Source organism: Roseibium sp. ROS1 (assembly GCF_054658215.1).
Map to the genome: position 1 here is coordinate 872,866 of NZ_BAAGIG010000001.1, position 24,596 is coordinate 897,461.

The window sequence follows — 24,596 nt, forward strand, 5'->3', positions numbered from 1 at the left end:
AGGCGAGCGGCACATACGACAGAACCATTTTCGAAGGTCTTCATGCGACTGACACCCCCTTCCATTATCGTTTTCCTGATTTCTCTGGCCCTTTTCGTTGTCGCGGTGCTCCCCATGCTGGGCGTCGCCGTCCCGAGCATCGGCGTGTCCACCGTCCACTTGCTGATTGGTTCCTGGGCCGTGCTGGCCGCCGGCGTGCTGTTCAAGGGCATCTGAGCGGCACAGATCTCGTAAGAAGATGAGCGAGCTACGCTCGCGCTGACGCGCTGGATTCCGGATCAGCGTGCAGCCTTGCTGCACTTGTCCGGAATGACGGTGGGGAGGAAAAGCTCGCCACACTTCTCACGCGTCCGAGCCCTAGGGCGCGATGAGGGCAGCTTTGAAAACGGATTTACCGTCAGAGCCACCTCTCCCTGACCACACCCACCCGTCATTCCGGACAAGCGTAGCGCAGCTGCGCGCCGATCCGGAACCCAGACATATTTCATGCCGAAGGCATGACCTTATTTCTTGTAAGGCTTGGCGATGCACGGAATAGTCGCACCATGCCCGCTGCCGTCTACATTCTCGCCTCGAACCGCAACGGCACGCTCTATATCGGCGTGACCACCAACCTACCGCGCCGCCGCTACGAGCACCAGAACGGCTTGATCGACGGCTTCTCCAAGACCTACGGGGTTACCAGGCTCGTTCATACAGAACTATATGAACGGATGGATGAGGCAATCCTTCGGGAAAAACAGCTGAAGAAATGGCGGCGCAGCTGGAAGATTGACCTCATCGAACGCAGCAATCCGCAATGGCTGGACCTATCGTCGTCGGCGCTCTTGTAAAGCGCCACGCAGACCGCTCGGTTTTCCTGAATAACCGCAGCCTCATCCCCACCCACTCGTCGTCCCGGACAAGTGCGGCAACGCTGAACGCTGATTCGGGATCCAGACATAGTTTGCGCCAAAGGCGCGCTTATTTCTCATGGAGAAGGTGACTGAGGTGCGAGCTCCGCTCGCGCTGATGCGCTGGGTTCCGGATCGTCGCGCAGCTTCTCTGCGCTTGTCCGGAATGACAGTGGGGAGGAGAGATCTGCTGGTTCGCCGAGGCCTCGCGAACAGGAAGCGTTAGTGTCGAAGGGCTGGTCTCGCCGCCGAGCTTGTCGTCAAAGACACCTGTCCCTAGCTCCACCCACCGGTCATCCCGGACAAGTGCGGCAACGCCGAACGCAGATCCGGGATCCAGACATCGTCTGCGCCATAGGCGCTCAATTTCTAGGGAGAGAGGACTAAGGAGCGAGCTGCGCTCGCGCTGATGCGCTGGGTTCCGGATCGTCGCGCAGCTTTGCTGCGCTTGTCCGGAATGACTGTGAGGAGGAGAGGCTGCGGTCGCCTCGCAGCTTCTGGCTTCCACCGTCATTGCAGGGCTCAACCCTGCAACCCATGCCGTGTCTGTTCGACAATCGAAGCTTCTGTGTTGGGCTCCGTCAGGGAATGGATCCCGTGGTCAAGCCATGGGTGACGACAAAGCAGGGCGATGCGATCAATCCAAGCCTCGTCATCCTGGTCCGTCGAGCTTTTGAATACCCTCCCAACAGGGGGATTTCTTTACCGTCCCGGACGCCCGCTTTTCTTCGGTCGTCCGCGGTTGCGCTTCTCCTCTGCCGGGTCTTCGTAGGACCCTGCGCCGATCTTTGCCCGCACCAGCGGTTTGACCGGGTCTGACGAGCCGAGGGGGACTTCCGTGCGGCCGACGGTCATTTCGTCGAGGGTGTTCTTGCGCACCTTGGCGCTGGGGGCGGGCAGGGCGTTCCGGTCCTTGGCGGCCTGGGCCTTGTCGCGGGCGGTTTGTTTCTTTTTGCCGCTCGCGCCTTCCTTGGTGCCGCCGGCGCCGAACTTGCGGTCGCCTTTGTAGCCGCCGGTCTTGCCGTCGACGTCGGACTGGCGGGCCATGGCGTCGTCGGCGACGGCCAGCTCGGTTGCCTGCAGGCGCTTGATCTCGTCGCGCAGGCGGGCTGCCGTCTCGAAGTCGAGATCGGCTGCGGCATCGCGCATCTGCTTTTCCAGATCCTCGATATGGGCCTTGAGGTTGTGGCCGACGAGGTTGCCTTCCTCCGCGAAGCCGGCGTCGATGGTGACGTGGTCCTGCTCGTAGACGCTTTCCAGAATGTCGCCGATGGAGCGGCGGACGCTTTCCGGGGTGATGCCGTTTTCCTCGTTGTAGGCGAGCTGCTTTTCGCGGCGTCGGTTGGTTTCGGCGATCGCCCGTTCCATGGAACCGGTCATGTTGTCGGCGTAGAGGATGACCTTGCCGTCGACGTTACGTGCCGCGCGGCCGATGGTCTGGATCAGCGATGTTTCGGAGCGCAGGAAACCTTCCTTGTCCGCATCCAGGATCGCAACCAGCGCGCACTCGGGAATGTCGAGGCCTTCGCGCAGCAGGTTGATGCCGACCAGCACGTCGAAGGCGCCGAGGCGCAGGTCGCGCAGGATCTCGATGCGTTCCAGCGTGTCGATGTCGGAGTGCATGTAGCGCACGCGCACGCCGTTTTCATGCAGATATTCCGTCAGATCCTCGGCCATGCGCTTGGTAAGCGTGGTCACCAGCGTGCGGTAGCCTTTCTGGGCCACTTCGCGCACTTCGCCCAGAAGGTCATCGACCTGGCTGGTGGCCGGGCGGATTTCCACCGGCGGATCGATCAGCCCGGTCGGGCGGATGACCTGCTCGGCAAAGACACCGCCGGACTGGTCCATTTCCCAGGAACCGGGAGTTGCCGACACCGCGATGGACTGCGGCCGCATGGCGTTCCACTCCTCGAAGCGCAGCGGGCGGTTGTCCATGCACGACGGCAGGCGGAAGCCGTATTCGGCCAGCGTCGCCTTGCGGCGGAAGTCGCCCCGGTACATGGCACCGATCTGCGGGATGGTGACGTGGCTCTCATCGGCGAAGACGATGGCGTTGTCCGGCAGATATTCGAACAGGGTGGGGGGCGGCTCGCCCGGCTTGCGGCCGGTGAGATAGCGGGAATAGTTCTCGATGCCGGCGCAGGAGCCGGTGGCTTCCAGCATTTCCAGATCGAACATGGTGCGCTGTTCCAGCCGCTGAGCCTCCAGCAGGCGGCCGTGCTGGTTCAGCTCCTCAAGCCGGTGCTTGAGTTCGTCCTTGATCGACTTGATTGCCTGGTTGAGCGTCGGCTTGGGCGTGACATAGTGCGAGTTGGCGTAGATCTTGACGCTTTTCAGCTCGCCCGACTTCTGTCCCGTGAGCGGATCGAACTCGGTGATCGACTCGATCTCGTCACCGAACATGGAAATGCGCCAGGCGGTGTCCTCGTAGTGGGCCGGGAACAGCTCGATGGTGTCACCGCGCACCCGGAAGGTGCCGCGCTGGAAAGCGGCATCGTTGCGCTTGTATTGAAGGGCCACAAGATCGGCGATCAGCTGGCGCTGGTCCATGCGCTCGCCAACCTCGATGGCAAAGGTCATGGCGGTGTAGGTTTCGACCGAGCCGATACCGTAGATACAGGACACCGAGGCGACGATGATGACGTCGTCGCGCTCCAGCAGCGAGCGGGTGGCGGAGTGGCGCATCCGGTCGATCTGCTCGTTGATCGAGCTTTCCTTCTCGATATAGGTGTCCGTGCGCGGAACATAGGCTTCCGGCTGGTAGTAGTCGTAGTAGGAAACGAAATACTCGACCGCGTTGTCCGGGAAGAACGACTTGAATTCGCCGTAGAGCTGGGCCGCCAGCGTCTTGTTGGGGGCTAGGATCAACGCTGGACGCTGGGTACGGGAAATCACCTGCGCCATGGTGTAGGTCTTGCCCGAGCCGGTGACACCGAGCAGAACCTGCGTCTGGTCGCCGTTTTCCATACCTTCCACCAGGTCGGCAATGGCGGTCGGCTGGTCGCCCTTGGGCTCATAGGCGGACTTCAGAACGATCGGCACACCGCCTTCGGACTTCTCCGGGCGCTCCGGCCGATGCGGCACCCAGAGCTCGCCGTTCTTGTGCAGGGGGTTACCGCTTTCGATCAGCGCGGACAGCGCCTCCACCGTCGCGGTGGCACCCTGGTTCCCGGTCAGCTCGCCGTACTTGCTTTCCTTGTTCTTCTTCTTGTTGTCTTTCTGGTGCTGCTTGAGCTGCTTTTCGAGGCTTTCGGCCTCTTCCAGCGACATGTCGAGACCGGCCACCGGGTTGAGGCCGCCTGCCGCGCGTTCGCGGGCGCTGTCTGCCTTGCCGATGGAGGTGCCGCGTGACGACTTGGTCGGCTTTTCCTTTTTCGCACTCACGGTGGCACCGGCCTTGCGGCCTGACTTCCGTGACGATGCACCGTCGTTCCGATCCTCTTTTCCCTCACCAGCGCTCCGGGGGGCTGCCTTCCTGGGCTCCGGCTTGTCTGCTTCCTGCGATATTTCCGCTGCCCAATCACTGATCGATCCGGACAGGGGCGTTCCGGAAAGTGACTTCTGGGGCGCTTCGCCGAAGCCGTCAGCAGAGGTCGTGTCGTCGGAGGAGGATTTGGTCGGGCGCTTGCTCATGGCCGCAATATGGTCCGGTTGCACGCGTGAGGAAAGGGGGTGGTTGCGGGTTTGTTCCGCTTTTTGCCACTTCCTGTCAGTCTCCTGACATAAGGCTGTCAGGAAGTCCACCGACAGGCGGAGGTGGGTGGATGAGGATCAGAAAAAAATCGGCCCGCGAAGGGCAGGTGGTGCGGGCCGATGGAAAAGTTGGACATTGGCCGTTTGATGGGGCCTTGGCCAGTATCGGGCTGGCGTTCGCCCTGTCCGGATAGTGAGAATGACAGGGCGAGATGCCGGGCAGTTCAGTTCACGACCTGGAGTGCGGTCACCAGGCGGTCGCCGGACACTGTTGTCGTGAAGGTGATCAGGACTTCCGATCCGATCATCAGATCTTGCGAACTGAGCGTGTCGGTCAGAAGAAACCTGGACCCGTCTTCTAGGGAAAACAGGCCTTCGAAGGGATCGATGGACAGGATCGTACCTGCGATTTCATCTGCGAGCGCGGACCGAAGGCTGTGCGGGGGCAAAGTCAGCAACAACGGTGCCGTCGCAATCGCGATGAGCCATTTTGGCATTCACGTCTCCTTGTGCAAAAGGGGCGTCAGGATCCGGTCTCGGGGGCTTCGCGGATCCTGGAAAATGAAGGCGGCGCACCGTCAGCCTCCGTCAGGCCGAGGAAGTTTCGTGGCGCAGTGGCATGACGCTGGCTTAGGGCTGAACCTCTATGGAGAGGATCGAGTCGACGCCGTTTTCCGAGCCATTGTAGTGAATGGTGACGGTCTTTCCCGCAGCCAGGGTGTCCGGCACAGCGACGGAGCTGGAAATTGTCTGGAACTGTGTCTTGTCGCTCAGAAAAAGCGTACGAGTTGCCGGGTTCCAGGTCTCTACGGAAGCGGTCACGCTGTCGGCAGCTGCGGGCACCAGGCCGGCAGCAAAGAAGGCAGCACCAAGGACAAAGCCGCGAATGGCCATTGCAGATATCCTTTCAAGGACAGAGATGTTTGAAGGTGCAGTGGTTTCGCGGCCATGACGGCTTGTTGCCCATGTCATGACGGCTTGGGTTCTCTATCCATCTCATGCCTTGGGAAGACCAAAAGCACTGCCTGGTGAGTGGCTTACGCGGGACGCGCTTGACCCTGCTGACGTGGATTCAGCGCTTGGATTGCGGCGGAAATTTGTTCGAAATCAGGGGGGCAAAAAATATTGTCTGACCAGGTTTTCGGCAGGCCTTTGAGCGTCTTTTCGGCGGGAGTTTCGCCACGTTTGGGCGCGTTGGAGGCCCAGGCACACGCGCCGGAAAATACACCTTCAAAGGGTGATGTGCCCACGTGAGGCTGTTGTTTTTCTTTGTAAATCTTTTGCGTGCTGCGTAGTTTGCTGAATATTCGGGGTTTCAGTCTCGTGCTATAATTGGCTCCATCAGATCACAAGCAGACAAGCTGCATCTTGCGCGGAGGAGGCGAAAGATGAGACTGAGAACTATTGTTGAAATCACGCTGATGACCGGCATGTTTTACGCGGTTACCCCGGCAGGGGCCGATCCGCTGGATCTGACCCATCAGCCGGATCTGACAGCAGCGAAAGTTGTCCTTGCAAGCCTGGATAGCGGGCTTGAAGTGCCGCCGATGCCCAACATGTCGCCGCGCCTGTCCGGCGCCGTGGAACTGCCGGGGTCATCGACGGACAAGGGTCCGTTGATGCAGGTTGCCGGCCGTTGCGGTTCATCGGAGTATTACTGCGACTCGCCCGGTTTCCTTTATTGCTGCGGCAATTCCTCGGAAGGGTTCTACTGCGCTGCCGATGTCAACGGCTGCACGAAGTAACACCCGGTCGCGTCCGCCCACCCCACGGGCGGGCTAGCGGCAGTCGCAAACGGACATGCGTCCCTGCACGGTGGTGCGCCACTGGCCGCTCCAGCTGAGACCGTTGCCAAAGCAGATGCCGGGGCATTTGCCCTGCGCATCGGCGTTGTTCCAGATTGGCCCGGCCTGGATTTCGCGTCCCGGGCTGGCCTTCTCACACGCACAGACCGACATCTGCCCCTGTACCGTCGTATGCCACTGCCCATTCCAACGTGTTCCCAGCCCGCCGCAGACACGTGGACATTTCGCCTGCGCGTCACCATTGTTCCAGATCGGCCCGGCCTCGACGTTGTGGGTCTGTGCGCTGGCGGGAAGTGCAATGAGCAGGAAGAAGAGCGCTGTGAGCAGCTTCGGCAATCGCATCGGAACCTCCGTAGATAATCGATCCGCCAGAGCTTCCATTACCTCTCGCCGTGTGTCGACCGGGAAGTTCTGTGTGAACGGGTTTCTCGCACGGTGTGGCCCTTCTTCGGCAGGGCCAGGATCGGGGATCGCGGTGCCCGTAGGGCGGTATCTGGAAAATTTTAAGGTCAGAGATTTACTGGATCCCCGCCTTCGCGGGGATGACAAGGAGGGGTGGTGGGCCATGCGGCTTAAAGGCGGGCGGGGCTGTCTCGCTGAGCATTGTCATCCCGGTTTGGCGCAGCCAAGACCGGGATCCAGTACTCCTTGGAGCCGGTAAGTGGACATTCGTGAGTTCAGAAGCTTACTGGATCCCTGCCTGGGCGGGGATGACAAGGAGGGTGTGGTGAGCTCTGGGGCTTAAAGGCGGACGGGGCTGTCTCGCTGAGCTTTGTCATCCCGGTTTGGCGCCGTCAGGACCGGGATCCAGTAGTCCTTGGAGCCAGTAAATGGACATTCGCGAGGTCAGAGGATTACTGGGTCCCCGCCTGCGCGGGGATGACAAGGAGGGTGTGGTGGGTCATGGGGCTTAAAGGCGGACGGGGCTGTCTCGCTGAGCATTGTCATCCCGGTTTGGCGCAGCCAAGACCGGGATCCAGTATCCCTTGGGGCCGGTAAGTGGACATTCGTGAGGTCAGAGGCTTACTGGATCCCCGCCTGCGCGGGGATGACAAGGGTAAGCGAGCCGGTGCAGGAATAAAGCGGGTTCACTCTCCCCGCGGATACCTCTGGCTTTCTTCCACGATGTTCAGGTCCATGTGGTTGCGCATGTAGCGTTCGGAGGCTTTTTGCAGGGGCTGGTAGTCCCAGGGGAAATAGGCGCCGTTGCGCAGGGCTTCGTAGACGATCCAGCGGCGGGCCTGGGACTGGCGCACTTCGGCGTCGAAAGCGGCCATGTCCCATTGTTTTCCTGCGATCTCGGCAAAACGCACGGCGGTTGCGGCATGGGCCGGGTCGGCGGCGAGGTTGGTCAGTTCGTGCGGGTCGTCCGTCACGTTGAAGAGCAGCGGCGGGTCGAGTTCGCAGTGGATGTATTTCCAGTCGCCCTCACGTATGCCGACCAGCGGGGCGTAGGAGGCTTCGGCGGCATATTCCATCAGCACCGGTGCGGTGCGGGGCTCGCCTTTCGCCAGAGGCACAAGGCTGGTGCCGTCGGTCCACGGCATGATCTCGCTCATGTCGATGCCGGCGAGGTCGCAGACGGTCGGCAGAACGTCGAGCGTACTGACTGGATCGGAAATGTGCTTCGGCGCGAGATCCGCATCGGCAACCATCAGGGGCACGCGGGCGGAGCCTTCGAAGAAGTTCATCTTGAACCACAGGCCGCGCTCGCCCAGCATGTCGCCATGGTCGGAGACGAACAGGATGGTGGTGTCCTCGGTCAGGTCCATCGCGTCGAGCGCGTGCAGGATTTCGCCGATCTTGTCGTCCAGATAGGTGATGTTGGCGAAATAGGCCTGTCGCGAGCGGCGGATGTCTTCTTCGGTGATGTTGAAGTTGCGCCAGTCGTTGGCATCGAAGATGCGCTTTGCATGCGGGTCGTGGTCGTCGTAGTCCATCGCCGGAACCTGCGGCAGCAGGTGCTCGCAGTCCTCGTAGAGATCCCAGTACTTCTGGCGGGCGACATAAGGGTCGTGCGGGTGGGTGAAGCTGACCGTCAGGCAGAACGGGCGGTCGTATTTGCCGCGGCCGTAGTCGTGGATCTTGCGCACGGCCTGGAAGGCGACATCGTCGTCATATTCCATCTGGTTGGAAATCTCGGCAATGCCGGCGCCCGTGACTGACCCCATGTTGTGGTACCACCAGTCGATACGCTCGCCTGGCTTGCGGTAGTCCGGCGTCCAGCCGAAATCGGCAGGGTAGATGTCGGTGGTCAGTCGTTCCTCAAAGCCGTGCATCTGATCCGGACCGACGAAATGCATCTTGCCGGACAGGCAGGTGGTGTAACCGGCGCGGCGCAGATGATGGGCATAGGTCGGGATGTCAGAGGCGAATTCGGCGGCGTTGTCGTAGACGCCCGTACGGCGTGGCAGCTGGCCGGACATGAAGCTTGCGCGTGCCGGCGCACAGAGCGGCGAAGCAGTGTAGGTGTTCTCGTAGCGAATCGAACGGGCGGCAAGTTTCTTCAGGTTCGGTGCGTGCAGAAACTCCGCCGGGCCGTCCGGAAACAAGGTTCCGTTCAACTGGTCGACCATCAGGATCAGGATGTTCTTGCGCTTTCCCATGCTGCTTCTCCGCCGCGAGTGAGGACCTTGCCGCAAGTGTTAGCTTTTTTTTAATTGAGCGATCAATCAAAAACGGCATAGTATGAAAAACAGGCGTCTTGGTGGCTGGCAATTCTGTCCGGATCAAGGACGTTCAGGGCAGATTTCTTTCGCGCGGACACGTTCACGCGGCGTCATTTCCATAATGAGGACATCAAAAAGAGGGGACATGAAAATGGGAAATCTTAACAAGCACATCCTGCAGTCCGGGGTCTCCCGGCGCAGCATCCTGCAAGGTGCGGCAGCGATCGGCGGAGCGGCTGTTGCCGGTCAGTTCGCCATCGGTCCGGCAGCCGCGCAACCCAAGAAGGGCGGCACGTTCAGGGTTGGCATCGCCGCAGGCAACACCAGTGAAAACTATGACCCCGGCACCTGGGACAATGTCTTCGTGCAGGTGTTCGCCACGTCCCGTCATGGCTACCTCATCGAGATCACCGCAGATGGTACCCTGGTGGGCGAAGTGGCGGAAAGCTGGGAGCCGTCTCCCGATGCCACGGTCTGGACCTTCAAGATCCGCCCGGGGATTGAGTATCACAGCGGCGGCACGGTCAAGCCGGAAGACGTGGTGGCCTCGATCAACTATCACCGCGGCGAAAACAGCACCTCGGCGGCGAAGCCTTTCGTCGACCCCATCAAGGACATCAGCGTCGACGGCGACAGCGTCGTGTTCACGCTGGAAGCGGGCAATGCCGACTTCCCGTTCGTGGTCAGCGACTATCACTTGCCGATCATGAAATCCTCCGATGGCAAGATCGATCCGACCAGCAGCGACGGTTGCGGTCCCTACAAGGTCACCAACTACCAGCCGGGTGTCATTGCCGAGCTGACCAGGAACGAGAACTACTGGAAGACCGACCGGGCGCATTTCGACGATGTCAAGCTGCTGACCATCGTTGACCCTGCAGCGCGTCAGTCAGCACTCCTGACCGGCAATGTCGATGTCATCGATCAGGTGGACCTGAAGACCGTCGGCCTGTTCAAACGGTCGCCGAACGTCACGATCCTGTCGACCACGGGCACGCAGCACTACACGTTTGCGATGGATACGCGCACGGCGCCCTTTAGCGACAACAATGTACGTATGGCGCTGAAATATGCTGTCGATCGCCAGGAACTGGTCGACAAGATCCTGTTCGGCTACGGGGCGGTTGGGAACGATCATCCGATCAGCCCGTCAAACCGCTTCTTCGCGGACGACCTGGAACAGACCACCTACGATCCCGACAAGTCGAAATACTACCTGAAGCAGGCCGGTCTCGATTCCCTTGACGTCAGCCTTTCAGCAGCTGATGCGGCCTTCGGCGGTGCCGTCGATGCGGCCGTACTTTATTCAAACAGCGCGAGCAAGGCCGGCATCAACATCAAGCCGACGCGCGAGCCGAATGACGGTTACTGGTCCGATGTGTGGATGAAAAAGCCGTTCTGCGCGGTCTACTGGGGCGGACGTCCGACGGAAGACTGGATGTTCTCCGTGGCCTATGCGTCAGGCGCTCCTTGGAACGATACCTACTGGGAGAACGAGCGCTTCAACCAGTTGCTGAAGACAGCACGTTCCGAGCTTGATGAAACCAAGCGTGCCGATATGTACCGCGAAATGCAGAACCTGGTGCGCACCGACGGTGGTGTGATTATTCCGATGTTCGCCAGCTATGTCATGGCGCACAACGAAAAGGTCCAGCATCCGGAAAAGGTTGCTGCCAACTGGACCCTGGACGGTTTCCGCGCCGTCGAACGCTGGTGGTTCGCTTAACAGAACCAAGACGGCAGCTGCAGCCGTTAAGGCGAAGGCGGTGGAAACCGCCTCGCCGGATCGACCTTCAAAGCGCTCCTGTTTGGGGCCTTTCCAACGGCCGGCCGGGCAAGTCCCGCCGGCCGCTTTTTTTCAATTGGACTTTTCCGAAATCAATTGTTGGCGAAAGGCCTCGACGTTGACGATCAGGCCCGGCAGCAACCATTGAAACAGCCGCACCACATCGCCAACCGGCTGCGCGTTAGTGTCCCGGGCAATCGCCGCTTGCAGGATTTCCGGTGTCAGTCCGCCAGGGTTGGGCAACGTCCGGGCAAGGTTGACCGCGCAGTCGTGAACGCGTTCGCAGGCCTTGTCATAGTCGGTGGTTTCGATCTGAGGACGCAGTGCATTCCACGCGAGGCGAAAGTAGCTCGGCCAGCGGGCAAGGGCACGATAGTCGGTGTTCACGAACGGCAGGCCGAGCGTGCGCATGATGTCGTCGTAGACATCTCGCGTCTGGCTGTCGACGTGGTGCATTTCCATGAGCACCGGTGCCCCCAGTCGCCGCGGCCCGTGTTCGCTGTCGTAGGGTGAAATGGTGCTGCTATCGCGAAGGTCATGGTTCTCGATCAGAAGCCGGGCAGCTGTCGCGATCAGGAGATAGGGCATGTTGCCGTGGGAGAAGACCTCGATCTCGTCTCTTATCCGCTCGAGTTCCTGATCCGCATACCCGCGTTTGCGCAAATCCCTTGTAATTTCCGGAACCGAAAAGGCGGCAACTTCCTGCTCTGCACATGATCTCAGATCCGCGCAGGCTGCAACGAATTCCCTGCTTCCGGCAAGGTCTCGCAGTCCACCCCACAAGGCGGCGTAGAAGTTCGGATATTGTGCAAAGGCCATCGTCACCACGCCCATCCATGGCACTTGCAGCACGGCCTTGGTGTCTTCGTAGACAGCGCGCAGCGCTTCGTCGGCACGGATCTCCGGAACCGTGGTCACCTGTGGCAAGGGGGAGGGCTTGCGGCGTTGTAGGGTCTTGCTAGCCTGTCCGGCAACCATCACCGCCAGTGCCTGAAGCCCTGTTTCATAAATGCCGGCAACCACGGAATGTGCCTCCTCTTCTGAAGCGCCTTCAGCATCGAACCTTCCCGACCATTCCACTTCGCAGCCGTTGCCGGTCGCAAGGATCCGGAAAGTCGAAGTGTAGTCACGCACGGGAAGGGGGCCAGAGAGTATGCGGTAGCTGTAGGTTCCGGGAACCGTTCCGTCGTCGGTCCGAGCTTCCTGGAGTATCGCGCCGTCCGGCAGTGTCAGGTGGCGCACCGTGCCGGAAGGTGTTTCGCTCGTCTTGCAGTCCGAAACGGCCGGATGCCATGCACCGATCTGGTCAAAACCACCTGCAAGCTGTTGCACGAGGTCTGGATGGACCGGCAGGGCTTTTTTTCGGTGAACGTCGATCATCGTCTTCCTCCCGTTCAAGTTTGGGCAATCGTGAAGTGGCGGCTGTTCATTGGTCGGGTTTGGTCGCGTCATCGGGCTGACGCGACCGGGCCGTTTGTTCAGGCGCCCATCTGCTGTGCGTCGTATTGGGTAACCTGCGGGAAATCATGCTCCGGGTCTGCCACGTGCCGCACATACTGGATCAGGGTGTAGATCCCGATGATCCCGATGGTTTCCAGAAGGGCCTTGTCGGAAAAACCGGCCTGCCGGACAGCATCAAGCGTTGGAGCGGTCACCTGACCGCGGTTGCGGACGACTTCATTTGCGTAGTCGAGCAGGGCCTGCGTCCGAGCATCCTCCGCGCGGCCTTCCATTGCGGCCAGCATCTCGGTTTCGCTGCCGCCCTGCATCTGGCCCACTTTCATGTGAACGTTGACACAATAATCGCATCGATTGAGTGCGGAAACGAGCATGGCGACCTGTTCGACCTCCTTGCCCGTCAGTTCTATGCCGTCGTTGACGCCGGCATTGAGCGCAAGGAAGCCCTTCAGCACATTGGGGGCATTGCCCGTGACCTTGAAGAGGTTGATGACGCCGCCGAATTGCCGCTTGGCCTCATCAAACGCCTCCTTTGTGGCTCCTGTTGCCTGGTTGGGTTCGATTTGAAGCATGTTTGGCATTTGTCGTTTCCTTTCGTGTGTCAACTGACCGACCAGTCAAGTGCTGTTTAAGCGTGCTCGGACGTCCAGTGTTTGCCGCAACTGGAGGCGGTTAGGGTTTAAGGCTGTTCAGATGAGAGAGGGCGCCGGGGGCAAGAAGGGTGATGTGCGATGGGTCGTTCTGCGCCTTGGCCAGCAGAAGCCCACCCTGAATGAGGCCGATGACGACATCTGCTCCCTTGTCGCAATTGATCCTGGCGAGTGAACCGGCCTCGATGAGCTGGTGCAGGATATCGCGCACGGGGGCTTTCCACGTCGTCAGTGCATGTTTGATGGCCTCGCGTACAGGGGTATCGACGGCCCCGAGTTCAAGGCTCATGTTTCCGACAAGGCATCCTTGTGCAAAGCCGTGCCGGGCTTTCCAGTCCCGGTTTGCCCTGGCCGGAACGTCGAAGAGCTGGCGGAGCTTTTCTTCCGGTGCTGCGTCACTGTCGGCAATGTCGCGGAAAGCTTGTCCGAAAGACGTGGCATATTGTTCGATCGCCGCAGCCAGAAGATCCGACTTCGAAGGGAAGTAATGGTACAACGTTCCCTTGTTCACCCCGGCGCTCTTGCAGAGTTCCGTGGTGCCAACGGCACCGAAGTTGCGTCCCAGAAAGAGCTCGGTGGCCGTGTCGATGAGAATGTCGCGTGTCGTGGTCATGTGGAATTGATATTTCCAACTGACCGATCAGTCAATTGATTGACGCTCACCCCAAGTTCACGACGTCGCGAGGTGGGGTCTTGCCGTCTTCAGGTCTGGATGCCTCGAAAACGGCCGAACCGGAAGGAGATTAACCCTTGTCAGATATGCAGCTCCGTGTCGCCAGATTTGATTTAGTTGAAAAAGACGCTTGACCTGGAGTGCACTCCAACCGGTACCTGAGAGAAATCGTTCCGTTCGGAGACTGACATGCGGATTGGCGACCTGGCCGAGAAATCGGGACTTTCGACCGACACCCTGCGCTACTACGAAAAGATCGGCCTTCTGCCGCGTCCCTTGCGGGACGGGGGTGGGCGGCGGGTCTACGATGCAACGATCCTCAGGTGGATCGACTTCCTGGACCGGCTGAAATCGACTGGTATGGGCATCAAGGACCGGCTGCGTTATGCGGACCTGCGTACAAAGGGCGAAGCTTCGTTGACGGAGCGCCGGAAGCTGCTGGAAGCGCACAGGGGAAAGGTTGTCGGCGATATTGCCCGGCTCACCGAGATGCTGGACGTCCTGGACGATAAGATTGATCGCTACAGAAGGATGGAAGCAGGTGAGACCGTTGATCCAGCCTTCGAAAGCTGCGCCCGGACCGAACACGGCGCGCCGCCAAGCAAGGAAGCTCCGAAACATGAGCACCGCCCTGGAGCGCGGCCGCGCGCTGACGCAGAAACTTAACCCCGACCTGGAAGCCATTCTCAGCGATCGTTACGACGATCTTCTGCCTGGATTTTCCGAAAGCCTGATCGAATGGGCTTACGGCCGGCACTATGCCCGGGAGGGCCTCGACCTGAAAACACGCCAGTTGTGCACCATCGCGGCACTGACCGTACTTGGCGGGCAGACGGCTCCGCAACTCAAAATCAACATTGAGCACACGCTTGCCGCCGGTGCGGACCGCAAGGAAGTCGTCGAGGCGATCTGGCAGATGGCCGTCTACGGCGGCCTGCCGGCAGCAATCAACGGCCTCAACGCGGCCCGGGAGGTATTTGAGGCACAGGATGCAGCGTAAGGGGATGTAGGCACACAGCGTTGCCGCCAAGATAAAGCTATCCGTGGTCATCCCGGATCTTCGCTTCGCTGCGTCCGGGATGACTAAAGACAGTCAGGTGCAAGGCGATTGGATACCGGTGACGCCGGTATCCAACTTCTGCTGAGCCCCCAACTCAGGCTGCGGCGACATCCTGCAGGAACCGGTCGATCCGTGTGGTGACTTCGGCAAGTTGCCGGGTGGCTGCACCGGTGATTTCTTCCACTTCACGGGCCGACAGACTGGTTTCGCTGGAGCCTCGGGAGAGATCGCCGATATTTTCCGATACGCTTGCGGTCTGGCCTGCAGCCTGGAAGACGCCGGTGGAGATTTCCGCAGTGGCCCCGGCCTGCTGTTCGACGGAGCTTGCCATGGCGGCTGCGGTCTCGTTGACGGACTCCATCATTTCCATGATCGCGCTGATCGCGTCGACGGCGCCGTTGGTGGCCTGCTGGATTTCGGACACCTGGCTGGAGATTTCCTCTGTTGCCTTGGCCGTCTGACCGGCCAGTGACTTGACTTCCGAGGCAACCACGGCAAACCCCCGCCCGGCTTCGCCGGCGCGTGCGGCTTCGATGGTCGCATTGAGCGCGAGCAAGTTGGTCTGCTCGGCAATTTCCTGGATGAGCTGGACAACGGCACCAATGCGTTCGGCAGCCGCCGACAGGCCCTTGATCTGGTCGTTGGAAGTGCGGGTTGCCCCTGCAACTTCCTCAACGCGCACGAGGGTGTCGTTGACCTGCCGGCCGACCTCCTGAACGGAAGCGCTGAGTTCCTCCGTGGCGGCTGCGATGGTCTGGACGTTCTGGCTGGCCTGGCTGGAGGCGGTGCTGACGTCTTCGGACTTGCCCGTCGTCGTGCGGGCAATCTCGGAAAGCTGCTCGGCCGTGTTGTCGAGCTGATGCATGTTGCCGGTCACCGTGGCGAGTGCCTGCTCGATATCCTGACGGAACGAGGCGACAAGCGCATCGACGGTGGCCTGGCGCTGGCGGACACCTTCCTGGCTTGCAAGGGTTTCTTCTTCCAGCCGCATCCGTTCGATTTCCCGGTCACGGAAGGTTGCGACGGCCTGAGCCATGTGACCGATTTCATCCTTGCGGTTTGCAGCCGGAAGATCGAGAGCCGTGTCGCCGTCCCTCAGTTTGAGCATCGCATCGGTCAGGCCCCGGATCGGGCGGATGATGGCAGTGGAGAGTAATACGACGAAGGCGATGCCCAGAAGCAGTGCCAGGGCAAGCGTAATGGTGATCTGCGTTTGAGCGCCGACGGCGCTTGCCAGCGCGGTCGCACCGGAATTGGCGCTGATGATTTCTGCCTGTTCCGTCAGCGAGGAGGCGGCGGCGGCAAAGGATTGTTCGCTTGCGCGCAGTGCCGCTGTCGAGGTGACGACTTCGGCAAAGGTGGCTTCCAGTTTCGGCAAGGCATCGCCGCCGGCGGTAACAAGCGCCTTGAGTGGACCATTGAGAAGATCATTCAGAGCCTTGTCAGACGTGTTCTTGCCGGCTGAGGTTCGCACCGTGTCCAGATTGCCCAGTTCCGTGCGGGCATCGCCCAGATAGAGCTGGAAGGTATCAGCGGCGTTTTGCGAGGATGTGTTCAGATAGTCTGAATAGGCGCTGCGGATGCCGAGTACGCTACGCGCCACACTCTGGGTGTAGTTCGACAGAAGCGCGATATCGGCGCTCGCCTTGTCGAAGTCCCGCAGTTCCTTCGTCAGGTCGTCAATCGGTGCTTCGGCGGCCTTGATGATCGTGTCGGCAAGGGTGATCAGTTCAAGGGTGGCCGGTTCCAGTTTGTTTTTCCAGGCGCCCTCTTCCGGGGACTTCAGGTGCGCTTTCAGAAGCTTCTCAAAGGACTTGGAGCTTTTGGTGAGGTCCTTGACGCTGTCCTTGATCGTGTCTGTCTTCACCGTGCGGCGAACCGCCTTCGCGTCCTTGTCGAGGGCATCCACCCGGTCCGCCAGTTTCGTTGCCAGGGTCTTGTCTGGTGTTGCCGCAAAGGTTTCGGCTTCCTGCGCCAGCACCACAGTGGTGATGCGCATGTTGCTGAGCCGGGGGCTGACGTTGGACAGGTTGGTCATCTTGCCTTCGTTGGTGATGGCAAGGGCGGATCTGTAAGCGGCAAGGGCCTTGTATTCCTCGAAGGCCTTGTTGGTGGTTGCAACCAGTTCGGAGGTGAGGGTATCGAGGTTCGCAGCCGCTGTGTCACGGCTTTGTCGTGTGTCGCGCAGCGTCGCAAAGCCTGTCTCCAGATCGCCGACGATGCTAGCGAACTGCGTTGCCGCCTGGGGTTGGCTTTCAGACAGGGCGAGACTTTCCTGCGAAATCAAGCCAATGTCTGCAGCAACCGCTTCCGCCGTCTGGCTGCTGCCATCGCGACTGAATGTCTGGGCGTGGGACAGCAACCGGGGGACGCTCCCCAGTAGTTCGTTGGCGGTCTTCGCCACCGTGACCGAGTTCTTGACCTCAGAGCTTGCGAACAAGCCCCCCGCACCGACCCCGATGGCGCACAATAGCATGGCGCCGAAGCCGATCTGCAGCTGGGTCTTGATTGGCCAGTCGAAAAAGGGGCGCTGCCGTGTCGGTTGTCCGGCCCGCTCATGCCTTGTTGCTGAGGGCTCGGTTGCAGTCTTCCTGAAAGGAAGGTTCACGAACTTCATTCTTGAGCTCCGGACGTTGTCTTGCCGAAAGCATTTTGAATTGAAAGTTTTAAGAAGACCCAAAAGAGACTTGCATTAATTATGGGCGGTCTTTTGTGCGCTTGTTGTGCAGGTAAGACTTTGGAAAGTAGTTTTCTGAAGTTATGCAACTTTTCGAGGTGGTTGCTCTGCAGCAGAGATAAATTGTCTATTGCGTCAATTGTTTGGGGTTGTTTTGTGGCGTTTTCTGAAGACGTGCGTTCAAAGCTGACTGCAGGCGATCGGTAACGGACTGGTCGATATGTGAGTTGCAGGCCAAAGCAAGTTCGACGGTCTGCAGGGTCAGCAGTTTCTCGATCTCCACCCCTTCCTGTTCCGCGACATAGGGAGCCGAAATCAGGCCACCCAGCCAGAGCCTGGTGTGACCAGACCGCAGCATGTTCGCATTGAGCCCATCTTCGTCCACCAGCACAAGATGGGGATGGCCGGCGTCCTGAAGTTCATTGGTGCTGGTCCAGCCGCCGACGGCTCCTGTCGAATAGCCGAAACTGTCTTCGACTGTCGAAAGTTCTATGGAACTGCCCTTCAAGGCAAAAAGGCCGTATCCGTCGATTTCCAAAGGTCCGACCCAGGTGAAATTCGGTTCGCGTTCCTGAGTGCGCCACAGGGCCATGAAACAATGGTTGGCGTTGCTCTCCACCGCATTCAACCCGCGTTTGAACGGCCGCATGTGCATCTCGACCGTTATGCCGGCGTCATCGGCGAGATCTAGTACAAGTTGGGTGACAGTTCCTGAGATTTTCCCGTCTTCACCAGGGAAATAGAGCGGTTTGTAGTCCTCGGTATAGATGACGATTTCAGGTTCGCTGGTCTCCACTGCAGAACTGGTGCTTGCTCCGGCAAGCGATAGTAGTGCCAAAAATAACAGTGATAACCTGATGTGCATGAAGGCTCCGGTTCATGCGTCCTGTCTCGAAGTTTCTTGCCGAAAGCTGCGCTTCGGATGCCACAGTATACATATTCGCGACTTCAAGAAGTCAATTCACTTGAGCGCGTCCGGCCTAGTCTTTCCTGTCCTGGCGGTCGCTGTGGCCGAGGTCCTTCTCCGGCCAAAGCAGGTCACGAAGCCGCTGCTTCAGAACCTTGGCCTCCGGAAAGCCTCCATCTGTCTTGCGGTCCCAGACAAGTTGACCGTCGCAGACGATTGTGAAAATGCCTCCGGTGCCCGGAACAAGGGTGACAGCGCCAGCTTCTTCCGAGAAGGTGGACAGGATTTCCTGCGCCATCCATGCGGAGCGCAACAGCCAATTGCATTGGCGGCAGTAGGTGATGATGATATGGGGCGATGGGACGTTCGTCATGGCGTCCGGCCAGCTCCTCTGTTTCGCTCGATTGTTCCTGCTTGTGCCACAGCTTTCCTCTGACGCGCCAGACACCATTTTGCCGGACATCCTGGAGGCCTTTGAACGGCATCAGGACCTGCATCGTGTTTGTGGCGCTCCCCTGTCAGCTCGGCCCCAGCCTGGGCTGACAAACCGTGTGTTCAGGCTGGAGGCTGAGAAGGGCACGTTCTTCCTGCGGCTTCCCCGTCTGGAAGCGGCAGGCAACATCGACAGGAAAGCAGAGGCAAGAAACCTGATGCTCGCCGCTGCGACTGGAATTGCCGTGCCACCGGTATTTTGTGATGCGGAGGCCGGCATTCTGGTGACCCGCGCCGTCGAGGTCAGCGGCGGCCCTGCCGATCTTTCGGAGCAGCCGTCGTACAGCCTGGCCCGTGCACTCGGCGAGGCATTGGGGCAATTGCATGGGTCTGGTGTGACCTTCGAAGGGCTGCTCGATCCGGACAGCGTGCTTCAGGCGCAGTGGCAAGGTCTTCGGGACGCAGTTCGGTGCCGGGAGGAAATGACCGGGCTGGAAATAGTGTTGCAGCCGATCGGTGCCGGCACCGCTGGTGGTGCTGGCCGGATGCTTGTTCCGAGCCATGGCGATCCATCCCCCGGCAACTGCCTCATGTCATCCGACCAGCTCTGGCTGATTGACTGGGAATTCTCAGGCATGTCGGATCCCGCCTGGGATCTTGCCTACGCCGTTCTGGAGCACGAAATGAGTGCGGATGAGGAACAGGTATTCCTGAAAGCCTATGCAGCAACGGGCGCTGCGGTGCCCGAGGCCGATCGTCTTGGTGTCATGAAAGCCAAATGCGACGCCGTTTCGGCCCTCTGGGCGCTGGAGCAGGTGGCGGCGGGGCGAGACGAGGACGTGTTTCTTCCCTTTGCACGGCAGCGGCGGGGCCGGGCGCTCCGGCAACTGGCCCGTCTTTCCTGAGTGCCCGGAAACATCACCGAAGGCTTGAAAGCCGGGATCAGTTGAGCGGATCCGGCCACTTTGGATCAGCCAGGCACTGGCTGTATCTGTTCGACATCCGGTTGCGCAGAGACTGGTTTTCGGGCTCGGCCAGAAGCTGGTCCCAGATGCCGTCCGATTTCAGATATTCAAGTGTACAGCCGCAAGCGGCTTCGCAGATTTCTGTCGTAGCGGTCGTCCCCTGGCAGGAAACCGTGCAATTACGCACGAAGGCATTGGCGGAGCGGTCCATCTCCGGGCCGATCTGCGTTGCCGTCCACACAAGGCCGAACAGCAAGGGCTGATGCAGCAGATAGACTGGCAGGGAATGGCGGCCGAAGAACCGCGTCAGCCGGCCGGGACGGTTGGCGAATGTCAATCTGGACAGCGTCTGCCACAGATTGATCTTTCGGAAAATCTTCGAGATGGCGACGCCCGCCAACGTCACTCCGGCCCAGGGCGCCAGCGGCACATAATCCACACTGGCAAAATCCGGTGTGCCGAGCCCTGTCCACAGCCAGAGCTGGCCGTCGAGGGCGGATGAAGCTGCCCAGAAAGGCAAAGTGAAAACGAACGCCGCAGCAAGCCCGGCAAAGACGAACGGAAGGCGCGTGAAGGGAAGGGCGATCACGCTGGACAAGGCAATGGAATGGAGAATGCCGAAGCGGACAAAGGTATCGCCGAAAGTGAAATAGGTGACCAGCGACACGGCGGCAGCGGCTGCGACGATCACGGCAAGGCGCCGCCAGAAGGCATGCCAACGGATGCCCAGGTGGTGGGCGAAATCCAGGCTGACGCCAGCCAGAAGCAGGAAGCTGCCGGCGATCGAGGCGGCGAACATGCGCCAACCTGTGCCCTGGGCAACGGGCCAGTCGACATAGGCAAACCAGGAAAGGTCCCAGGAGAAATGGTAGATCGCCATGGCGACAACAGCGAGGCCGCGGGCAAGATCAAGCACGGCCAGACGCGTTGAACGCATTAAGGAACTCTCTGAACGATGACCGGTACCGGTTTCGAGCGGTAGTGCCGGTATGGATTAGCTGCTGAACGCCACGACCAGTGTCGTGATCAGGGCCGACGCAGCGAGCATTGCGCCGACATATGGCCATGGAGACGGACGATGGACGGTAAACACGTCTTGGTTCGCCGGGTCTTGCAGCATGCCCTCAACTCCCTTGTCCCACCACGAAGTGGGGCAAGAGTGGGCCAAATGTCCGGCAGCGAAAAGATAGTAAATCAATTGCTAACCGGTTTTCCCAAGGAAAACGACCTGATGTGGAAGACCCGGCAAAAATGACCTAGCCGCCTTGACCCGCCGAACGTCTTGAAGCCCGGGCGAAAACAGCGCTGTATCGGCTGTCAGAGGTCAAGCGCGTCGAGGCCGGCTTCCAGGTGGTCGGCCAGGAGCGGCATGCCGAGGAGATAGGTTGCTGTCGAACCGGCGGCGCGATCGCGTGCCTCGTCGACCGCTTGCTGGAAGTCCTCAGCCTCGAAGTCACCGCGGCCGATCCAGGAGATAGCCACCAGTTCGGCAGCTTCATCCACGTTGAGATCCTCGATCAGCTCCCGCAGTTCCTCGTCGGAGAGGTCGTCGTTTTCCTCCTCCGCAAGGCCATCGTGACCGTGACTTTGCTCCAGGGCATCGGCGTCGAATTCGACGTCGCCTTCATGGCCGTCCTCGAACGTATCCTGAAGAGACGATGCAACTGCCCGCGCCTTCTGGGCGAGCAGGCGGATCGTGTCTGCTGAAAGTGTGAGGTCGATGTCCATTGCTGCCTCCGACAAACCCTTCGTTTCTTTATCGATCCACTTTTCGCCGTTGGCAATGGTCATGATGTGAAATCCCTCACTGGCGCCGGTTGCATCGGCGTAATACTACCACTTGAGGGCAAATGCCCCGTAGCGGATTTTGTTCCACACGGCTTGCTGGAAGTTTCCGAACGCTCTCGCAAAGGCCTGGACTGCGGTTATCCCCGGTATTCAAGGTCGCGCCATGTGACACTGGTTAATTTCCGATCGATGCCAGCCTTGAACCGCGTGCGGTCTTGCAGATGACATGTGATCTTGCTTTACTTGGCGAACGAACAAATTCCTGTCCTTGACCGTGATCAACAGCGGACGCAACCGGCGGACCACCTGAGGGCGGTGAGACAGCGGGCACTTGCACAAATGCACTGCGGGGCTGTCTTGGATGAAGGTTCAAAGAGAACCATCGTTGGGCAGGAAACGTTATCCGGGGGCGGACCGGGCACTGAGGCCCGGCACTCATGTGCCAAGCATGAGGCCGGGTCTCGGCTTTTGAAAGGTCGGGCTCCAGGCGCTGATCTTGACTTCCTGAAACAGACGGAGCCGCCGCGGCGGCTGGTTGTATGTCAAGCTGTCAGAACATGGCGCTTGCCGGCCGACCGGCGTTTGCCGGTGCCTGGCCGGTTGCTGAGTGCGCGACGGGCTCGGTCTTCGGGACACCGTTCGTGTTGGCCGGGTTTGCCATCGCCGCCGCTGCGACCAAAGCGGTTGCCAGCAGCATGCCCAGAAAGATTGCCTGCAACAGCGGCCGGGCTTCATGCAGGTCGCTTTTGGAGGGGACGGACTTTCTGGTTTTCTGGTTATCTACGCGTGCCATGGTGAAGATCAGTCAGGTTCGAGCGGTTGTACTTCGGTTTCTGTCAGTCTGCCTGCGCTTGAGCGCCGGTCAGGTCCTGAAACAGTCGGCGGGCCAGCAGACGGGTAACGGCAACCATGGTCAGGAACGCGACCATCGGCAGCACCAGTGACGGCTCCAGTGCGGACATCAACATCAACAGGCCTGCTGCCACTATGAACAGCAAAACCGGTGGGAAGCTTACGTTCTGCGACTTGATGGTCGCCTGTACGGTCGTTGCGTGGGCCATTGGCTCCTCCATCCGCTGGGATGAGTTCAATCTCGTTTGAAATTGCGCCGGCACGCGGACGCGATTTAGACATGCGCCGTGTGTTTTCGTGACTATTTTGCGGCAAATTCGATCTATTTGCTGCCGCCTTGGCAGGGCGGCACAATAGGTAGTGTCCGTGCTCCGAATGGCGCTGCATTCAGGGGGGGGCGACGGTTCTGTTTTCCATTCCGGCAGTCTTGATGTGCGAAGGTGGAAGGCTGTGGTTCCGGGGTCTGAAACAGGCCAATTAAGCTTTCGTAAAATTGACAATACAACTTCTCATAAAAACGTATTGCGTTGTTTAATTACTGTAAAAACTGACATAACCCAGATATTTTACGATGCGATTTTAGTGTTTGTTTGCATTTCGGAAGCATGCTTGCTCGCCGGGACATCCGATACAAACAGACCAGGCATGGAATGACGATAAACGCTGCGCAGAGCGCCACGGTGGGCAAGCCGACAGACCCAGTAACGTCGACAGAACCATCGGTCCAGAAGGCCGGGGAGCCGCCGGCCTTGTCGCTGGCGGGTATCCAGTTTTTCATTGCCGATATCAGCAAGAAAACCATTCTCTGGCACGAGGTCGGTTCCCAGAGTTTCAATAGCGAAGTGCGGGATCTGCAGGAGGCGCCCTCCAACGAGGCGCTGCGCCACCTGTCGCCAGAGGATCGGAAGACCATTCTCCGCCTCGTCCAGGGTGCTATCCGGGAAGGCCAGGCCGGGCCGTTCGACGTCGGCGGCGGGCCGGACCACCGTATCCCGGGCATTCCGATCGTTGCCTATCGTTACGAGTTGCCAGACGGCAAGATCCTTGCAATCTGCTTCCCCTCCATCGGTGAGAATGACAATAATCCGGGCCGGGTCGTCATGGGGCTGGCGCCGATCCTCCAGCATTTCGTCGCGTCCTCCACCCGCGTTGTGCTGCTGGTCGACAATTTCGGCTACGTGCGCTTTGCCAGCGACGGTTTTCTCAAGAGCTTCCAGATCGAGGATGCTCGCCTGATCCTGGGGCGCAACATTGCCCATATCCAGAACCGGGTCGGGCGAACGATCGTCTCCCTGACGCTTGCGGCATTGACGCGCCGGGCCAGTGCGACCGGGCGTGGCAAGTTTCTGCTGGCGTCCAACGACAGCGTCGAACTGAAATATGACGCCATGTATTTTCGTGTCGGCGGAACGGTGGGCGGGGTGCTGTTTTCGGCCGGCCATGCCGGCGGTGATGTCGACTTTGCCAGGGTCTTCGAAGCGTGCAGCGCGCCGATCCTGGTGGTCAACATCAAGTCAAAGATCATCATCGCGGCGAACAACGCAGCGATGAAGACCTACCATCTGACATCGGACGTCCTCGACAGCCGTCCGATCACCGAGATGCTGCTTCACCCGAGCAATTATGCGTCCCTGTTGACCTCTGCCAAAGACGCCTCGGAAGTTCCCCTGTCGGTGCCGGTGACGGTGCTCAATGGCCAGACCAAGAAAAAACGCTTCAAGTGCACGATCATCGATGAGGACAAGGACGATCCGAAGCTGATCCTTGAAACGAGAAGCTGACCCTCGACAGGTACTGAGAGCGACTGAAACAGTACTTTACTTTTATGCCGCTGATGCCGCGTCAGTGCCGTGGTGTTCCACGGCCCAAAGGTAGACCTGTCCAAGGATTTCGGTCAGGCTCCGGCCTTTCGGTGTGAGGGCATAGCGGACGCGGCGGTGGGCGTCGTCCAGTTCGGTACGAGCGACCAGTCCAATCTCTTCCAGATGGCGCAGTTCCTGGGTCAGCACCTTGCGGCTGATCGGTTTCAGTGTCCGCTGTAGTTCCAGAAAATGATGATCCCTAGCGGTCAGGCAATGCAGAACCCTTGGGGTGTGTTTGCCGCCGATGCTTTTCAGCGTGTCGGCAACGGGACAGTCCTGCGTGCCAGGCATGCGCCAGAGGGATGCGATCGGTTCGCTCATGTCCGTCTCCACCGGTTCGCCGGGGCCAATGGCCCGTCCGGGTTACCAAAAGGTGCCTAATTGAACGTATTTCCGCGTCCGCCTAGGTGAAGAGCCAACCTATCA

The 24,596-nt window shown here is 59.8% G+C and carries 24 protein-coding genes; 8 read left to right on the top strand and 16 right to left on the bottom strand.

Going from position 1 to position 24,596, the window contains the following annotated elements; all coding sequences use genetic code 11:
• Positions 1-42 precede the first annotated feature (42 nt).
• Together ACYQ6M_RS03855 and ACYQ6M_RS03860 are read left to right on the top strand one after the other, a co-directional pair.
• Complete coding sequence (locus ACYQ6M_RS03855) at positions 43-216, top strand: hypothetical protein (RefSeq protein ID WP_022997999.1); 174 nt, start codon at positions 43-45, stop codon at positions 214-216.
• Between the two features lie 329 nt (positions 217-545).
• Positions 546-833: a GIY-YIG nuclease family protein gene (locus ACYQ6M_RS03860; RefSeq protein WP_460072236.1), complete on the top strand. Its 288-nt coding sequence runs from the start codon at positions 546-548 to the stop codon at positions 831-833.
• Between the two features lie 762 nt (positions 834-1,595).
• Here the strand turns inward: ACYQ6M_RS03860 and uvrB are convergent.
• The 3 genes from uvrB to ACYQ6M_RS03875 all read right to left on the bottom strand — a co-directional run bounded on the left by uvrB (position 1,596) and on the right by ACYQ6M_RS03875 (position 5,480).
• Positions 1,596-4,526: an excinuclease ABC subunit UvrB gene (gene uvrB / locus ACYQ6M_RS03865; RefSeq protein ID WP_460072238.1), complete on the bottom strand. Its 2,931-nt coding sequence runs from the start codon at positions 4,524-4,526 to the stop codon at positions 1,596-1,598.
• A gap of 284 nt (positions 4,527-4,810) precedes the next feature.
• Entirely contained in the window at positions 4,811-5,083 is a 273-nt protein-coding gene (locus tag ACYQ6M_RS03870) for a DUF1344 domain-containing protein (protein WP_055655759.1), read from the bottom strand.
• Between the two features lie 133 nt (positions 5,084-5,216).
• Positions 5,217-5,480, bottom strand: a complete 264-nt coding sequence (locus tag ACYQ6M_RS03875; protein ID WP_460072241.1) for a hypothetical protein — start codon at positions 5,478-5,480, stop codon at positions 5,217-5,219.
• Positions 5,481-5,974: 494 nt separating this feature from the next.
• Between ACYQ6M_RS03875 and ACYQ6M_RS03880 the strand changes: the two genes are divergently transcribed.
• Positions 5,975-6,331 (top strand): hypothetical protein, encoded by a 357-nt coding sequence (locus ACYQ6M_RS03880; RefSeq protein ID WP_168684766.1) that lies wholly within the window; start codon positions 5,975-5,977, stop codon positions 6,329-6,331.
• Positions 6,332-6,364: 33 nt separating this feature from the next.
• On the opposite strand, the gene ACYQ6M_RS03885 is transcribed toward ACYQ6M_RS03880, so the two are convergent.
• Together ACYQ6M_RS03885 and betC are read right to left on the bottom strand one after the other, a co-directional pair.
• Entirely contained in the window at positions 6,365-6,733 is a 369-nt protein-coding gene (locus tag ACYQ6M_RS03885) for a mannan-binding lectin (protein WP_460072243.1), read from the bottom strand.
• A gap of 746 nt (positions 6,734-7,479) precedes the next feature.
• Positions 7,480-8,997, bottom strand: coding sequence for a choline-sulfatase (gene betC, locus ACYQ6M_RS03890; protein ID WP_022997992.1), 1,518 nt, complete (start codon positions 8,995-8,997; stop codon positions 7,480-7,482).
• A 214-nt stretch (positions 8,998-9,211) separates the two neighbouring features.
• Here betC and ACYQ6M_RS03895 point away from each other — a divergent pair, with 214 nt between their 5' ends.
• Positions 9,212-10,786: an ABC transporter substrate-binding protein gene (locus ACYQ6M_RS03895; protein ID WP_035909848.1), complete on the top strand. Its 1,575-nt coding sequence runs from the start codon at positions 9,212-9,214 to the stop codon at positions 10,784-10,786.
• Positions 10,787-10,918: 132 nt separating this feature from the next.
• On the opposite strand, the gene ACYQ6M_RS03900 is transcribed toward ACYQ6M_RS03895, so the two are convergent.
• From ACYQ6M_RS03900 to ACYQ6M_RS03910, 3 genes are all read right to left on the bottom strand, one after another.
• The gene (locus tag ACYQ6M_RS03900; RefSeq protein WP_460072246.1) at positions 10,919-12,226 is read right to left on the bottom strand and encodes an SRPBCC family protein; all 1,308 of its coding nucleotides are present in this window, start codon (positions 12,224-12,226) and stop codon (positions 10,919-10,921) included.
• 98 nt (positions 12,227-12,324) lie between these two features.
• Positions 12,325-12,885, bottom strand: a complete 561-nt coding sequence (locus tag ACYQ6M_RS03905) for a carboxymuconolactone decarboxylase family protein (protein WP_460072248.1) — start codon at positions 12,883-12,885, stop codon at positions 12,325-12,327.
• 91 nt (positions 12,886-12,976) lie between these two features.
• A complete protein-coding gene (locus tag ACYQ6M_RS03910; protein WP_460072250.1) occupies positions 12,977-13,567 on the bottom strand; it encodes a TetR/AcrR family transcriptional regulator in 591 nt (196 codons plus the stop codon).
• Positions 13,568-13,816: 249 nt separating this feature from the next.
• Between ACYQ6M_RS03910 and ACYQ6M_RS03915 the strand changes: the two genes are divergently transcribed.
• Positions 13,817-14,293, top strand: a complete 477-nt coding sequence (locus ACYQ6M_RS03915) for a MerR family transcriptional regulator (RefSeq protein ID WP_055655741.1) — start codon at positions 13,817-13,819, stop codon at positions 14,291-14,293.
• Positions 14,247-14,627, top strand: a complete 381-nt coding sequence (locus tag ACYQ6M_RS03920) for a carboxymuconolactone decarboxylase family protein (protein WP_062487764.1) — start codon at positions 14,247-14,249, stop codon at positions 14,625-14,627. Before ACYQ6M_RS03915 ends, ACYQ6M_RS03920 begins: the two co-directional genes overlap by 47 nt.
• A 154-nt stretch (positions 14,628-14,781) precedes the next feature.
• Here ACYQ6M_RS03920 and ACYQ6M_RS03925 read toward each other — a convergent pair whose 3' ends face one another.
• From ACYQ6M_RS03925 to ACYQ6M_RS03935, 3 genes are all read right to left on the bottom strand, one after another.
• On the bottom strand, positions 14,782-17,304 hold the full coding sequence (locus ACYQ6M_RS03925) for a methyl-accepting chemotaxis protein (protein WP_460072252.1): 2,523 nt from the start codon (positions 17,302-17,304) through the stop codon (positions 14,782-14,784).
• A 187-nt stretch (positions 17,305-17,491) separates the two neighbouring features.
• Positions 17,492-18,202: a substrate-binding periplasmic protein gene (locus ACYQ6M_RS03930; RefSeq protein WP_460072254.1), complete on the bottom strand. Its 711-nt coding sequence runs from the start codon at positions 18,200-18,202 to the stop codon at positions 17,492-17,494.
• Between the two features lie 142 nt (positions 18,203-18,344).
• Entirely contained in the window at positions 18,345-18,644 is a 300-nt protein-coding gene (locus tag ACYQ6M_RS03935) for an Rdx family protein (RefSeq protein WP_031268203.1), read from the bottom strand.
• Between ACYQ6M_RS03935 and ACYQ6M_RS03940 the strand changes: the two genes are divergently transcribed.
• Positions 18,643-19,608 (top strand): phosphotransferase, encoded by a 966-nt coding sequence (locus ACYQ6M_RS03940; protein WP_460072256.1) that lies wholly within the window; start codon positions 18,643-18,645, stop codon positions 19,606-19,608. The two genes, ACYQ6M_RS03935 and ACYQ6M_RS03940, sit on opposite strands and share 2 nt — an antisense overlap.
• 37 nt (positions 19,609-19,645) lie before the next feature.
• On the opposite strand, the gene ACYQ6M_RS03945 is transcribed toward ACYQ6M_RS03940, so the two are convergent.
• From ACYQ6M_RS03945 to ACYQ6M_RS03960, 4 genes are all read right to left on the bottom strand, one after another.
• Entirely contained in the window at positions 19,646-20,605 is a 960-nt protein-coding gene (locus tag ACYQ6M_RS03945; protein WP_460072258.1) for a DUF1624 domain-containing protein, read from the bottom strand.
• Positions 20,606-20,985: 380 nt separating this feature from the next.
• Complete coding sequence (locus ACYQ6M_RS03950) at positions 20,986-21,459, bottom strand: DUF3775 domain-containing protein (protein ID WP_205838361.1); 474 nt, start codon at positions 21,457-21,459, stop codon at positions 20,986-20,988.
• Between the two features lie 547 nt (positions 21,460-22,006).
• Positions 22,007-22,249 carry a hypothetical protein gene (locus ACYQ6M_RS03955; protein WP_022997977.1) on the bottom strand — a complete coding sequence of 81 codons (243 nt, stop codon included), beginning with the start codon at positions 22,247-22,249 and terminating at the stop codon, positions 22,007-22,009.
• A 43-nt stretch (positions 22,250-22,292) separates the two neighbouring features.
• Positions 22,293-22,517, bottom strand: a complete 225-nt coding sequence (locus tag ACYQ6M_RS03960) for a hypothetical protein (protein ID WP_145903519.1) — start codon at positions 22,515-22,517, stop codon at positions 22,293-22,295.
• A 441-nt stretch (positions 22,518-22,958) separates the two neighbouring features.
• On the opposite strand from ACYQ6M_RS03960, the gene ACYQ6M_RS03965 reads away from it, so the two are divergent.
• Positions 22,959-24,089, top strand: coding sequence for a hypothetical protein (locus tag ACYQ6M_RS03965; RefSeq protein WP_460072261.1), 1,131 nt, complete (start codon positions 22,959-22,961; stop codon positions 24,087-24,089).
• A 42-nt stretch (positions 24,090-24,131) separates the two neighbouring features.
• On the opposite strand, the gene ACYQ6M_RS03970 is transcribed toward ACYQ6M_RS03965, so the two are convergent.
• Positions 24,132-24,491, bottom strand: a complete 360-nt coding sequence (locus ACYQ6M_RS03970; protein WP_460072263.1) for a winged helix-turn-helix transcriptional regulator — start codon at positions 24,489-24,491, stop codon at positions 24,132-24,134.
• Between the last annotated feature and the right edge of the window lie 105 nt (positions 24,492-24,596).

Bases quoted from the DNA above. Each gene is read 5' to 3' on its own strand.
- ACYQ6M_RS03920 (WP_062487764.1), top strand. From the start codon at position 14,247: ATGAGCACCGCCCTGGAGCGCGGCCGCGCGCTGACGCAGAAACTTAAC.
- ACYQ6M_RS03945 (WP_460072258.1), bottom strand. From the start codon at position 20,605: ATGCGTTCAACGCGTCTGGCCGTGCTTGATCTTGCCCGCGGCCTCGCT.
- ACYQ6M_RS03925 (WP_460072252.1), bottom strand. From the start codon at position 17,304: ATGAAGTTCGTGAACCTTCCTTTCAGGAAGACTGCAACCGAGCCCTCA.
- ACYQ6M_RS03910 (WP_460072250.1), bottom strand. From the start codon at position 13,567: ATGACCACGACACGCGACATTCTCATCGACACGGCCACCGAGCTCTTT.
- ACYQ6M_RS03965 (WP_460072261.1), top strand. From the start codon at position 22,959: ATGACGATAAACGCTGCGCAGAGCGCCACGGTGGGCAAGCCGACAGAC.
- ACYQ6M_RS03885 (WP_460072243.1), bottom strand. From the start codon at position 6,733: ATGCGATTGCCGAAGCTGCTCACAGCGCTCTTCTTCCTGCTCATTGCA.
- ACYQ6M_RS03860 (WP_460072236.1), top strand. From the start codon at position 546: ATGCCCGCTGCCGTCTACATTCTCGCCTCGAACCGCAACGGCACGCTC.
- betC (WP_022997992.1), bottom strand. From the start codon at position 8,997: ATGGGAAAGCGCAAGAACATCCTGATCCTGATGGTCGACCAGTTGAAC.
- ACYQ6M_RS03950 (WP_205838361.1), bottom strand. From the start codon at position 21,459: ATGACCATTGCCAACGGCGAAAAGTGGATCGATAAAGAAACGAAGGGT.
- ACYQ6M_RS03935 (WP_031268203.1), bottom strand. From the start codon at position 18,644: ATGACGAACGTCCCATCGCCCCATATCATCATCACCTACTGCCGCCAA.
- ACYQ6M_RS03875 (WP_460072241.1), bottom strand. From the start codon at position 5,480: ATGGCCATTCGCGGCTTTGTCCTTGGTGCTGCCTTCTTTGCTGCCGGC.
- ACYQ6M_RS03895 (WP_035909848.1), top strand. From the start codon at position 9,212: ATGGGAAATCTTAACAAGCACATCCTGCAGTCCGGGGTCTCCCGGCGC.
- ACYQ6M_RS03880 (WP_168684766.1), top strand. From the start codon at position 5,975: ATGAGACTGAGAACTATTGTTGAAATCACGCTGATGACCGGCATGTTT.
- ACYQ6M_RS03855 (WP_022997999.1), top strand. From the start codon at position 43: ATGCGACTGACACCCCCTTCCATTATCGTTTTCCTGATTTCTCTGGCC.
- ACYQ6M_RS03970 (WP_460072263.1), bottom strand. From the start codon at position 24,491: ATGAGCGAACCGATCGCATCCCTCTGGCGCATGCCTGGCACGCAGGAC.
- ACYQ6M_RS03870 (WP_055655759.1), bottom strand. From the start codon at position 5,083: ATGCCAAAATGGCTCATCGCGATTGCGACGGCACCGTTGTTGCTGACT.
- ACYQ6M_RS03915 (WP_055655741.1), top strand. From the start codon at position 13,817: ATGCGGATTGGCGACCTGGCCGAGAAATCGGGACTTTCGACCGACACC.
- ACYQ6M_RS03955 (WP_022997977.1), bottom strand. From the start codon at position 22,249: ATGGCACGCGTAGATAACCAGAAAACCAGAAAGTCCGTCCCCTCCAAA.
- uvrB (WP_460072238.1), bottom strand. From the start codon at position 4,526: ATGAGCAAGCGCCCGACCAAATCCTCCTCCGACGACACGACCTCTGCT.
- ACYQ6M_RS03960 (WP_145903519.1), bottom strand. From the start codon at position 22,517: ATGGCCCACGCAACGACCGTACAGGCGACCATCAAGTCGCAGAACGTA.
- ACYQ6M_RS03900 (WP_460072246.1), bottom strand. From the start codon at position 12,226: ATGATCGACGTTCACCGAAAAAAAGCCCTGCCGGTCCATCCAGACCTC.
- ACYQ6M_RS03905 (WP_460072248.1), bottom strand. From the start codon at position 12,885: ATGCCAAACATGCTTCAAATCGAACCCAACCAGGCAACAGGAGCCACA.
- ACYQ6M_RS03940 (WP_460072256.1), top strand. From the start codon at position 18,643: ATGGCGTCCGGCCAGCTCCTCTGTTTCGCTCGATTGTTCCTGCTTGTG.